Below are 10,404 nucleotides of genomic sequence, written 5' to 3' on the forward strand. Positions count from 1 at the left end.
TATTACCAATTATCTGATTTTAAAATTATTAAGCGTTGTCATGTCTATAGTCGGCATCTAACCAACAGCGTGGTAAAACCTCACCTGAAGGGAAAACGAGATTTTCTTTTTTAAAAGTTTCAGGTTGCTGTTCTTCTTGACCTTCTTGGTCTTTTGCGTGAACAACATCACTATTAGGGTCAAGTAATTCCTGAATTTCAAGAATTTTTACCAATTCTCCACTATCTTTGACTTGTAAAAGCATAGAAATTGCCTCAATGAGTTTGCATGAAAGTTCAAAACCAGTCTCAAGATAAACTTGCTCAAATCTCAACTGATTTAGAACACTGACATTCCTTAATTATTAAAGGAAATTTTACCAGATATGCATACATAAATTACACGAGATTTATCTATGTGTATCTGTAGTTTTTATTTTTTTATAAAATTGATACAGCAAACAAATCCCCAATTCAGTATATCAATCGAAAATTGAATAAGGGAATGCTGACCGATAAAATTATCTAATTAAAATAATCTTGATTTTAGCGATTAGATTTCGCGTTGATATTTTTCTAAAATATCTACTAAGGTGACCTGGGATTGCAGTGGTAGTAAATCGATTAAAGGAAGTTCGCTTTTCCCTCCACCAATTTTTACTGGAATTGATTTCAAGACTTTTATAACTTGGTCTTCATTTACATTATTAGAAGTAATTAAGGGATACAACTGTTCAGCTACAAGGGTATGCAGTTTGGCATTAGATAAATAAAGGTGCCATTTGGCAATGTCTATGTAGACGTTTTCGCCAATTTCAGCTGCTAGGGCTTCTAGTAGTTCTGTGGTGTTAGTCTTAGCCATAAAAATAACCCTACATTAAAAAAGAGCGCAAAATCTTAGGCTTTTTTTGATTATCGCTCAATTGAGAGGCTAATCCTACTACCACAGGTTACAATCGCCCCAGCATCAGTAGTCCGTCTTCAGATGGATTTAGATGGATCACTGTAGTTAGCGATCGCAGCAATATAAATTAGATGTACTAACAATATTCCTGTCCAACTTAAAGTCACCCCAGGCAGCCACTCCCAGGTAGTGGCTTTCAAAATGTGGAAAAACCACAAGCCAGAATTAATACTAGCAGCGATCGCCACATGGATGGCAAAATTCATCCGATCATCTATCTTGCGGTAATCAGGGTCTTTGCGATCGGGTTCGCGAGGCCAACGAGGAGGCATAAATATTTGTTACAGATTTAAATACACTTACTCATTCTAAGGTATTTGGGGCAGCGGTTGCTATTAGACCTCTATAACCAGTGATAATCTAATTAAAAAAGCCAACGGGCAGAACAATTGGCAGCATACTTACAGATTTTTTTCAAAGTAAAATGCGCCCTTATCTAATGCTCTTGCAGGAAATAATCTCCTGATTTCCCGCCACTCTTACTGATTAAACGAATCGATTCAATTTGAATCGACTTTTCTAGAGCTTTTGCCATATCGTATAAAGTCAGGGCAGCCACAGAAACGGCAGTTAAGGCTTCCATCTCTACACCAGTTTCAGCTTTGGTTTTGACTGTGGCTTGAATTTGATAACCAGGTAGTTGCGGATCGGGTATAATTTCGACTGCGATTTTTTGTAAAGGCAACGGATGACACAAAGGAATTAAAGTGGCTGTTTGCTTGCCTGCCATAATCCCAGCCAATCTTGCAGTTGCTAACACATCTCCTTTTGGCACATTTCCGGCTTGAATGGCAGCGAAGGTTGCAGGCAGCATCCGCACATTGGCAGCGGCTACTGCTTGGCGGACGGTAAGTGCTTTGTCAGACACATCCACCATCTGTGCCTGTCCTTGGCGATCTAGATGGGTTAAGTTGGCAAAATTAGATGGAGAATTATCTTGCATCATTTGATTAGAACGTGTTAATATAGATTGTCGGTGAGGGCGTGTAGCTCAGTGGACTAGAGCACGTGGCTACGGACCACGGTGTCGGGGGTTCGAATCCCTCCTCGCCCGTTTTTAAAGATTAAAGTTGAAAGTTAGGAGTGAGGAATTAAAGTTCCTCACTCCTAATTTTTAAGTTGTTCAAGGCGTAAGCATCTGGAGCTAGACCTAGTGCAAAGCGCAGAGAGTTGGATAAGTTTTTGCTCGACTGGGTGAGGAAAAGGACAAGTGCAACAGAAGTGATCGCAGCACCGTAGCCAAACATATCGCGGTAGCCTACCTGTTCAGCGATGATACCCAGAAGAGGAGCAGCGATCGCAATTCCCAGGTCAAGTCCAGCTATGCATAGAGCAAAAATTTGCCCCCGTTCTTGCGGCAGTGAGCGGTCTGCCATCATCGTGATCATCATGGAGATCAGTGTACCACCACCAGCACCTTCAGCGATCGCAGCCAGTAAGAAAAAGATTACGCTGTGAGCCTGCCACAGCAGTATTAAGGCTAAAACGTAGCAAAAAATACCAAAGGTAATAAACAAACCACGACCGAAGCGATCGCTTGCCTTACCAGCAAACACTCTGATACTAAAACTTGAAATTGCCGAAGCTGTAAAAAACAGTCCGCCATTAAAGTCCACATCGGTGGATTTGAGGAATAACGACACAAAGGTATGTACAGCACCGAGAGACAAACCAACCAGCAACATAACTATAGTTGGAACTTTTACCCGTGGACTGCTCAAAATTTGCCAAAAGTTGCGTAGGCGTAGCCCGTCGTAGACATCGTTTCCCTCTGTTTGCTGTTGTGTCTGCACTGGCGGATTCCTGACTTGTACAATTCCTAAGAGAGCGACAAAACCCAATTCGGCACAGAAGAGAAATAATATCCCGTAACCACTTGTAGCTTCTAAATACCCACCCAAGGCAGGGCCAATTGCTAAACCAAGGGGAGTTGCTAAGGTCATGTAACCAATGATTTCACCACGAGTTTCGGATGGAGCTAAATCTGCGATTAAGGCACTGTAGCCAGTGGTAAAAGCGGCAACGCTAATGCCATGAAAAATTCGCACCAGGATCAACAGTGGAATTGATTGGGTTGCCAAGTAACCAAAGGGTGCGATCGCAGCTACGATCGTACCAATCAACAAGACAATTTTTCGACCATCTTTATCGGCTAATCGTCCCAGCATCGGGCGAGATAGCAATAACCCAATGGCGAAACTGCCCATCACAATCCCAATTTCTTGTTTGCTTGCGCCTACATCATCAATGTAAAGCGGTAGAGTTGGTAAGAGCGAAGATATGCTCGACCAGAATAATAAACCTGCTGTAAATAAAATCAGCAGGTTGCGCCGTAGTTCGGCATCAAAGATATTAAATGTTTTCAAAGTAGATGCAATTTAATGAATTTTTTGTCAATCGTTAGGAGTTATACCAATTCTGTATGAAGATACGCTAAACCATATTTAAGTGTAAGAAAGAAAAACGTAGACGCAAAGGACGCATAGACACAAAGGGGCTTCCCGCAGGGTAGGACACAAAGAAAGAAAGAAGTTAAAAGGGTTTGGCGCAGCCTCACAAAGAAATGGTATTAGGAGTTAGGAGTCAAAAGTAAACCAATATTTACTCTTGACTGTTTACTCATGCCCAATGCCCCATAACTCAATGGCACTAAGATAAGTCCAAAGTCTTGTTTTGCCTCGTTAAGAGTCTGGAGGCTGGGAAACTTTTTGGGAGGCTCCGCCTCCTCTTTCTTGACTAGAGGCAGAGCCTCTTGGAACTCGTTCCCAGTCTGAAGACTGGGAACAAGGTTACACAAGCCTTTCGGCTTTTCTTAATGCCATTCCTCCATAACTATTGTTACCTTAGTCAATATTTTTTGCTACCACCTCTCGCACACGATAGATAGGCCGTCCTTGGGATTCATGGTAAGTACGCATGAGCAATTCTGCCAAAAGACCGAAGCAAAATAACTGCACTCCAGTTACTAACATGAGAACTGCCAAAATCAGCAGAGGGCGATTGCCAATGTCCTCATGGAAAGCAAATTTGACGAACGTCAAGTGAATTCCGATCCCTGTCCCCGAAACCATTGAAATCAAGCCCAATAGCCCAAAAACGTGCATTGGGCGGGTAAGGAATCTTTTCATAAACAGAATGGTTAACAAATCCATCAACACCCGGAATGTCCGCCAAATCCCATATTTACTCTGACCAAAGCGACGGGCGTGATGACGCACTGGTATTTCAGTAATTCTAGCTCCTTCAATGTATGCCAGGGCAGGTAAAAATCGGTGTAGTTCCCCGTAGAGATTCATATCTGCTAACAGTTCTGCCCGATAGGCTTTCAGTGAACAGCCATAGTCATGAATATTCACGCTAGTGGTGCGACGAATTAGCCAATTGGCAATTTTGGAAGGAAGTAACCGATTTACAGCACCATCTTGGCGTTTTTGTCGCCAACCACTCACCAAATCGTAACCTTCGGCCAGCTTTGCTAATAACATCGGGATATCAGCTGGGTCATTCTGGAGGTCAGCATCTAAAGTGACGATCGCTTTACCTACAGCATAATAAAACCCAGCAGCCATAGCCGCAGTTTGTCCGTAGTTGCGACGCAAAATCACCGCTTTTAAATCAGTGCGGATTTGCGCCTGTTGTTTGAGAAATTCCCCGGAACCATCTGTAGAACCATCATCCACACAAATTATCTCATAATTTATCTGACTAGAGGATAAAGTAGATGCGATCGCTTCTAGTAAAAGCGGCAAACTTTCCACCTCGTCATGTATCGGCACCACCACTGAAACATCTGGGACAATTACGGAAATCGCCCCATTTTCCTCACTAGTCCTTTCGGAAACCAACCCACTCCTCATATTCCTGTGCGCCCTCAGCGTCTCTGTGGTTCGTAACTCTTGATAACTCTACCAGCACCTCGCAGCTGCTGATAGTACGACTGACTAACCCCATTTCCCTGTTCCGAGAGAACATCAATCCCAATCCCATCCCGTCCCTGCTCTTTCCCAGAACTATGGATGTAATAACCATCCGCTAAATAAAGTCCGACATGGGTTGCTTTTTGGCTAGTTCCAAAAAATATTAGATCCCCGGCTGCTAATTCTGCAATAGTAATTGGTTGAGTGAATCCTTCCTGTTGATAAGCATCTCTGGGTAACCAAATACTCACCGAAGCAAACGCCGCCTGGATCAACCCAGAACAGTCATAATTTGGTGCTACTGTACCACCCCAAAGGTAATAATTGGATTGTTGCATCGCTTTTTGGGTAAAGGTGATCACCTTTGCTAGGAGTTTTTTAATTTCAGATTCAGAAAATGTTGCAGCCTGATAAGGTACAGTAGCAGATTGTAATGAATCAAAATCTGAAAGGGATACCCATCCCGGATAGTCATCTTCACACAAATACAGCTCAACCGCTGAATTTTGATGATTTGATGTTACCCATAAATGTCGCCCAGATGCGGCTTGAGTTGCCAAGCGTGTACATTCAGGAGAATCATATAAGTTCAGGTTAGCTAGACACTGATACTCCCCTGATTTTGGATTTGGGATTTTGGATTTTAGATTAAAGGACATTATTCGAGAATGATTTTTTTTAATAAAGACGAACAACTCGAAAATCTTGGGTTAGGCATTTTAGATGCAACTTGGGCAGCATTTGGGACTTTAGCCCGTAACCAAATTGCGTTAACTTGGGTTGTTTACGATCCACCAGTGCTAGTAAATACTGGTGGCGCTCTGACTCCCAAAGCTTTTTGGGATCACCCAGTTCGTGGTTTCACTTATCGCGGTGTTGAGCGGATTTATCCCGCCAGTGTAGTCAAGCTATTTTATCTGGTGACGGTAAACGAATGGTTAGAAAAAGGCATGAGTCAAACCTCCAAGGAGTTGGAGCGAGCCTTGCAGGATATGATTGTAGATTCTAGTAATGATGCTACCAGCTTGATTGTGGATATTTTGAGTGGCACCACCTCAGGCCCACATTTACCAACTGGGCCCTTTGAAACCTGGAAATATCAGCGTAATATTGTTAACCGCTATTACCAATCCTTGGGTTGGGAAGAAATGGAAACGATTAACGTCTGTCAAAAAACTTGGGGTGATGGCCCTTATGGACGGGAACGGGCGTTTGTGGGAGAGTTACTGGAAAATCGCAATATGGTAACAACAAATGCGATCGCCAGGTTACTGCATAGTATTGTAGGCGGGGTGGCAGTTTCAAGTGGGCGATCGCAAGCAATGATGGCTTTGCTCAAACGGACTCTCAACGATTTACCCACTGACACCGAGGAAAATCAGGTAACAGGTTTCTTAGGTGGTGGACTGACTGAAAATGCTCAAATTTGGTCAAAAGCAGGTTGGACAAGTCAAGTTCGCCATGATGTCGCGTATATTGAAATACCAGAACAGCGCCCTTACCTCTTAGTGGTATTTACTGAAGGGAAAGCGCAGGCTAAGAGTCAGGCAATTTTGCCCTTTGTTTCTAAACTAGTTGCCGATGCGATCGCTAGTCTATAATTCCAAATTGCCTCGTTCCCAGTCTTCGACTGGGAATGCCTACTCAGAGGCTCTGCCTCCCTCATTAGCGGCAGCAGCCCAATGAATAGCATTTCAAAATGTAACCTGGAAACGAGATTTTCAAAAGTTTCGGCTTAAATTGACACCAATGCACATCTGTGTATATATACTATTTCAATTTAAATTCATCAAACTTCAATACCTGCGAATCAGGCTTGCGAGTATCAAAACGATAACTACTTATCGTACCCGTCCCCGTATCAAAGATACTAAAAACCGTAATATCATTACTCGTAATATAAGGCATCGGCTTCCCATCTTCGCCCAGCAAGGGAGCAATTGTTGGCACTATCGGCTCTAAACCATTGGGATCACCAACCTTAACATAATCCTCTTGATACCCAATTGGTACTTCTCGCTTTCTATCACCCCAAGCAGCACCGTAAGTATTGCCCACATTAGATGTTTCCAGAAAGTGCATTCCACTGGAACTAACAAAGCGGTTCCACAAATGGGAATGCCCATAGAATACCAATTGCACATTAGCTGTTTCTAGTAAAGGCACAACATCGCGGATAATATAATCTGCGTCTTTCGGGTACTCGTAACGCACTGCTTTGATATTATTACCATCTCGTTCAATTATTTGAATTGGATCTGTATAAGCAGGAACTATATTATCACCCAGAGTGTGGGGCGGATGATGGAACATCACGACTTTGTATTTTGCTTGTTTAAACTCAGGGCTGTCGAGTTCTGCCTCTAACCAATTGTACTGCTTGCTGCCTTTAGCAATTGGCTCATAAATCAACTGTCCATAACCCCAATTTTCCGGATTATTTAAATCCTTTTCTGCTTCCTGATATCTACCCTTACGCTTTCCATCTAAGCTGGGAGGGCGCCACATATTCGTAGCGTACAGTACCACCAAACGCACATCACCAAAACTGACTGCATAATACCTTTTTCCACCCTCTTTACTTTTTGGTAAAGAGAAAATCTCTTCGTAGGTATTAGTATTAAAAGAATTATCTATTAAAGATTTGTCCTGGTAGATTTTTTGAGCAAGGACACGGGGAATTGTATCATCAAATTCACCATCTAAACTTCCTATCCTGGCAAATCGCCCCATCACCTCATGATTACCAACGCAAGTAAACATAGGTGCATTTTGAATTATTTGTCCACCAGTATAGGTTGTCTTAACACCGTCGTGCGTCATTTCATATTTAGCACGACCTTGTAAACCGGGAAACAATGCACCACCACTATTATTATCAAACCATTCTGAGGCGCGATCGCTAACGTTGACCAAATCACCAGCAAACCATACCCCATCGACTCGTCCAATTGTTTCTACCACCTTTTGCAGATTTGCAGATGTCATCGGCTTTAACTGATGGTCAGAGGTGAGTAGAATTTTTAATGGTGTATTCGGTTTTGGAGTAGCTGCGAGGCTAAAAACATCACTGCTAACACTCTCGCCGTCTTCTCCCCCACTGGTAACACGATAGTTTAGCCGCACACCAGGAGTTAATCCAGTCACTTCAGCTTCATGTCGCCAAATGTCGCGCTGGACGGGTTTTTGATAAACTTGGTTATTTTTGGTTTGGTTTGCAACTCTTGACTCTTGGTCTTCACGCGTGCGACTAAGTTTGGTAGTATTTGCCTTAGCAGTTTGTTTGAGATTTTCCCCGTAGGTTACTGTGTGATTCACACCAGCAAACTCCGTAAACCAAACTACTCGCACTGAGGTTTCAGTTGGCAGTTGCAAAAATGGGTCGGTGAGCAGTTGGGGTGCTGATGTCATAATTGTTTGCCCAAATAAACGCACACTTACCATAAAGCATATAACAAGGGCAAGCATAGCCACTAAGGAGATTTTACGGCTACTTAAGCGTCTGAGCATGAGTAACATACCAAATTTTTAGGGTATTCACCGACTGAACGCAATCTTATTATTAGCCTTTTTTGCGAACAGGGTTTAAAACTTATCCTCCATAGGGCTTTTCGTCTGTATGCAATACACTTTGACCTCTCTCCTAAAAGGCTACGGTGTACACACAAGTATGACTAGCATAGGTTTCAATTCTAGTTGTTTCGTAGGGTGCGTTATGGAGACGCCGAAATAACAAATGCGTTCGCCGAAATAACAAATGCGTTCGCCGAAATAACAAATGCGTTCGCCGAAATAACAAATGAGTTCGCCGAAATAACAAATGCGTTCGCCGAAATAACAAATGAGTTCGCCGAAATAACAAATGAGTTCGCCGAAATAACAAATGAGTTCGCCGAAATAACAAATGCGTTCGCCGAAATAACAAATGCGTTCGCCGAAATAACAAATGAGTTGGCTAGCAAGAACCGCAAGCATCGCCATGATTCCAACAATTTAGCTTTGTCACGCCAGCGTAACGCACCCTTCTCAAGACAGGAGACGCTACGCGTAGCAATATCCCGAAGGGTACAGGTGACGCTCCTGCGTCGCTCTAAGCGAACGCGAACAGCGTCTCTAAGAGTTGCCATGCCGCAGGCTTTACGCTGCGCTAACAGCAGTCGCCTGCACAGGGTTTCCCTACCAAGAGCGCTGCTGAACCGCAAATCTTTGGTGGATGAAGTTTTTCCGACTTGTGTGTACACCGTAGCCTAAAAGGAGAGAGGCTTTGAATTTACTCCCCTTCCCTACAAGGGAAGGGGCTGGGGATTAGGTCTGTATTGGACTCAACCCAGAAGCGCTACAGTTTCAGTATTACGCTTCATCTGTAGACTTCTCCACCTTTCATAAAGTAGTCTGGTCTTATATAGCAGAAAAGTGTGCAGTACTTGGGAATGCTGATAAAGGTGGACGCATTCGATTGAAATCATTTTATGTTGAACAAATTCCCATTCCCAACGCTTCGACTAGAGAGCGAGAAGCCATATCTCAACTAGTCAAAAAATGCCTAGACGCAAAAGGCATTAACTGTGAAATATGGGAGAAAGAAATAGATGAGCGAGTCGCTGCCCTGTATGGCTTGTAGGACAATAGACTAAAATTAAACTCAATAGGGTTAACCCTAACAATGGCAGATATTTACGAAAATATCCTAACTATATAAGGTTGAAAAAATCATGCAAGCAGCTTTACGCATCACAACTAAAGTTTTACCAGGAAACAAAATAGAAATAGAACTTCCAGAATCCGAGATTGGTGACACCGTTGATGTATTTGTTATTTTGCCAGAAAAGCCTAAAGTAAAACGGCGTTCTGCAATAGAAATTATAGAAGAAGTTCACGCTAAACGCACACCAAAAAGTGCTGAAGAAATAGATAGACAGCTGCAAAAGGAACGGGATTCATGGGACAGTTAATACTCCCTTCTTGTGGCGTCATCTATATAGATACATCAATCGTAATTTACAGTGTTGAGTGGAACCCCAATTACTATTTACTACTGCGACCCCTATGGTTAAAATTTCAGATAGGAGAAATTGAAGTTGTCAGCAGTGAACTTATATTGATGGAGACTTTAGTTACTCCTTTGAAAAACAATGATACCTTTTTGCTCAATGCATACGAAGAACTGCTGTTGTCAGAAAATATGCAACTAGTTCCTATCAGTCAATTTATACTGCGACAAGCTGCTAACCTTCGCGCTACAACAAACTTAAAAACACCTGATGCTATTCATGCAGCTACAGCCTTGTCTGTTAATAGCAACCAGTTTATAACCAACGATAAAGGCTTTCGCAATGTCCCCGGTTTACCAGTTATTATCCTCAGCGAAGTTTTAGCATCTTGAACTCTGGATATGCTGCGTTAAATAAATTTCATGCACCTTAGGACAATTATTTTTTCAAAGATTCTAGATATAGCAATCGCCAAGACGGTTAGGACGCTGTGCGAAGAATATTTTCTATGGCATCTCGAAGACAGTCAAATTGAATGAGTTGTTTACGAATTC

Annotated in this window: 13 protein-coding genes and 1 tRNA gene; 6 read left to right on the forward strand and 8 right to left on the reverse strand. The window is 42.6% G+C overall.

What is annotated here, in order from left to right; translation table 11 throughout:
- Positions 1–28 precede the first annotated feature (28 nt).
- The 4 genes from V7K46_RS05455 to moaC form a co-directional block, all read right to left on the reverse strand.
- A complete protein-coding gene (locus tag V7K46_RS05455) occupies positions 29–244 on the reverse strand; it encodes an acetyltransferase (protein WP_334724935.1) in 216 nt (71 codons plus the stop codon).
- A gap of 287 nt (positions 245–531) precedes the next feature.
- Positions 532–840 (reverse strand): DUF3181 family protein, encoded by a 309-nt coding sequence (locus V7K46_RS05460; protein WP_273767386.1) that lies wholly within the window; start codon positions 838–840, stop codon positions 532–534.
- Positions 841–959: 119 nt separating this feature from the next.
- Entirely contained in the window at positions 960–1,214 is a 255-nt protein-coding gene (locus V7K46_RS05465; protein WP_273767384.1) for a hypothetical protein, read from the reverse strand.
- 164 nt (positions 1,215–1,378) lie between these two features.
- The gene (gene moaC / locus V7K46_RS05470) at positions 1,379–1,888 is read right to left on the reverse strand and encodes a cyclic pyranopterin monophosphate synthase MoaC (RefSeq protein ID WP_442939804.1); all 510 of its coding nucleotides are present in this window, start codon (positions 1,886–1,888) and stop codon (positions 1,379–1,381) included.
- Between the two features lie 34 nt (positions 1,889–1,922).
- Here moaC and V7K46_RS05475 point away from each other — a divergent pair.
- Positions 1,923–1,996: transfer RNA gene (locus tag V7K46_RS05475), tRNA-Arg, on the forward strand.
- 37 nt (positions 1,997–2,033) lie between these two features.
- Here V7K46_RS05475 and V7K46_RS05480 read toward each other — a convergent pair.
- The 3 genes from V7K46_RS05480 to V7K46_RS05490 form a co-directional block, all read right to left on the reverse strand.
- Entirely contained in the window at positions 2,034–3,308 is a 1,275-nt protein-coding gene (locus tag V7K46_RS05480; RefSeq protein ID WP_335111600.1) for an MFS transporter, read from the reverse strand.
- Positions 3,309–3,785: 477 nt separating this feature from the next.
- Positions 3,786–4,799: a glycosyltransferase family 2 protein gene (locus tag V7K46_RS05485; protein WP_335111601.1), complete on the reverse strand. Its 1,014-nt coding sequence runs from the start codon at positions 4,797–4,799 to the stop codon at positions 3,786–3,788.
- 14 nt (positions 4,800–4,813) lie between these two features.
- On the reverse strand, positions 4,814–5,518 hold the full coding sequence (locus tag V7K46_RS05490) for a C40 family peptidase (protein WP_335111602.1): 705 nt from the start codon (positions 5,516–5,518) through the stop codon (positions 4,814–4,816).
- A 9-nt stretch (positions 5,519–5,527) separates the two neighbouring features.
- On the opposite strand from V7K46_RS05490, the gene V7K46_RS05495 reads away from it, so the two are divergent.
- The gene (locus tag V7K46_RS05495) at positions 5,528–6,460 is read left to right on the forward strand and encodes a serine hydrolase (RefSeq protein ID WP_335111603.1); all 933 of its coding nucleotides are present in this window, start codon (positions 5,528–5,530) and stop codon (positions 6,458–6,460) included.
- 169 nt (positions 6,461–6,629) lie between these two features.
- Here V7K46_RS05495 and V7K46_RS05500 read toward each other — a convergent pair whose 3' ends face one another.
- Complete coding sequence (locus tag V7K46_RS05500; protein ID WP_335111604.1) at positions 6,630–8,270, reverse strand: metallophosphoesterase family protein; 1,641 nt, start codon at positions 8,268–8,270, stop codon at positions 6,630–6,632.
- A 297-nt stretch (positions 8,271–8,567) separates the two neighbouring features.
- Between V7K46_RS05500 and V7K46_RS05505 the strand changes: the two genes are divergently transcribed.
- The 4 genes from V7K46_RS05505 to V7K46_RS05520 all read left to right on the forward strand — a co-directional run bounded on the left by V7K46_RS05505 (position 8,568) and on the right by V7K46_RS05520 (position 10,242).
- Positions 8,568–9,110 (forward strand): hypothetical protein, encoded by a 543-nt coding sequence (locus tag V7K46_RS05505; RefSeq protein WP_335111605.1) that lies wholly within the window; start codon positions 8,568–8,570, stop codon positions 9,108–9,110.
- A gap of 205 nt (positions 9,111–9,315) precedes the next feature.
- A complete protein-coding gene (locus tag V7K46_RS05510; RefSeq protein WP_335111606.1) occupies positions 9,316–9,480 on the forward strand; it encodes a hypothetical protein in 165 nt (54 codons plus the stop codon).
- 91 nt (positions 9,481–9,571) lie between these two features.
- A complete protein-coding gene (locus tag V7K46_RS05515; RefSeq protein WP_335111607.1) occupies positions 9,572–9,811 on the forward strand; it encodes a hypothetical protein in 240 nt (79 codons plus the stop codon).
- Positions 9,799–10,242, forward strand: a complete 444-nt coding sequence (locus tag V7K46_RS05520) for a type II toxin-antitoxin system VapC family toxin (protein ID WP_335111608.1) — start codon at positions 9,799–9,801, stop codon at positions 10,240–10,242. Before V7K46_RS05515 ends, V7K46_RS05520 begins: the two co-directional genes overlap by 13 nt.
- Positions 10,243–10,404: the final 162 nt, after the last annotated feature.

Origin of the sequence: Nostoc sp. (genome assembly GCF_036917395.1) — a bacterium.
In the GTDB taxonomy this organism is placed as follows: Bacteria; Cyanobacteriota; Cyanobacteriia; order Cyanobacteriales; family Nostocaceae; genus Nostoc.

Excerpts from the sequence above, each read along its gene's own strand:
- V7K46_RS05455 (WP_334724935.1), bottom strand. The coding sequence starts at position 244 with ATGCTTTTACAAGTCAAAGATAGTGGAGAATTGGTAAAAATTCTTGAA.
- V7K46_RS05460 (WP_273767386.1), bottom strand. The coding sequence starts at position 840 with ATGGCTAAGACTAACACCACAGAACTACTAGAAGCCCTAGCAGCTGAA.
- V7K46_RS05465 (WP_273767384.1), bottom strand. The coding sequence starts at position 1,214 with ATGCCTCCTCGTTGGCCTCGCGAACCCGATCGCAAAGACCCTGATTAC.
- moaC (WP_442939804.1), bottom strand. The coding sequence starts at position 1,888 with ATGATGCAAGATAATTCTCCATCTAATTTTGCCAACTTAACCCATCTA.
- V7K46_RS05485 (WP_335111601.1), bottom strand. The coding sequence starts at position 4,799 with ATGAGGAGTGGGTTGGTTTCCGAAAGGACTAGTGAGGAAAATGGGGCG.
- V7K46_RS05490 (WP_335111602.1), bottom strand. The coding sequence starts at position 5,518 with ATGTCCTTTAATCTAAAATCCAAAATCCCAAATCCAAAATCAGGGGAG.
- V7K46_RS05495 (WP_335111603.1), top strand. The coding sequence starts at position 5,528 with ATGATTTTTTTTAATAAAGACGAACAACTCGAAAATCTTGGGTTAGGC.
- V7K46_RS05500 (WP_335111604.1), bottom strand. The coding sequence starts at position 8,270 with ATGACATCAGCACCCCAACTGCTCACCGACCCATTTTTGCAACTGCCA.
- V7K46_RS05515 (WP_335111607.1), top strand. The coding sequence starts at position 9,572 with ATGCAAGCAGCTTTACGCATCACAACTAAAGTTTTACCAGGAAACAAA.
- V7K46_RS05520 (WP_335111608.1), top strand. The coding sequence starts at position 9,799 with ATGGGACAGTTAATACTCCCTTCTTGTGGCGTCATCTATATAGATACA.